This is a genomic window from Photorhabdus sp. RM96S (assembly GCF_042879335.1).
Classification (GTDB): Bacteria; Pseudomonadota; Gammaproteobacteria; order Enterobacterales; family Enterobacteriaceae; genus Photorhabdus; species Photorhabdus kayaii.
This window is the reverse complement of the sequence record NZ_JBHFKT010000294.1, coordinates 1-223: the sequence shown is the minus strand read 5'-3', so window position 1 is coordinate 223 and position 223 is coordinate 1. Positions and strand designations below refer to the sequence as shown.

General features: G+C 50.2%; 1 protein-coding gene. It reads right to left on the bottom strand.

The window, feature by feature from the left end; translation table 11 throughout:
* A partial coding sequence (locus ACGF49_RS25420; protein WP_387493623.1) for a hypothetical protein occupies positions 1-223 on the bottom strand: 223 nt, incomplete at both ends.

Genomic DNA, 223 nt, shown 5'->3' with positions numbered 1-223 from the left:
ACATCGTCATGGAAATAACCGGCATCCAATAACAGCTTTTCCGGGTGACCTCCCGAGATAGTGAGATTCTGCGCCAATAACGCGGCCATCACTTGGGTTTCACTGGAGGGGGCGACCGTTTGAGCGACGATAATACGTCTGTTGTTGACTAAAACAGACGGTTTATAGGAAGTTGAAAATCCTCTTCCCCGCTTGAGTTTCTGGACGACGGCTTCGGGTTCTG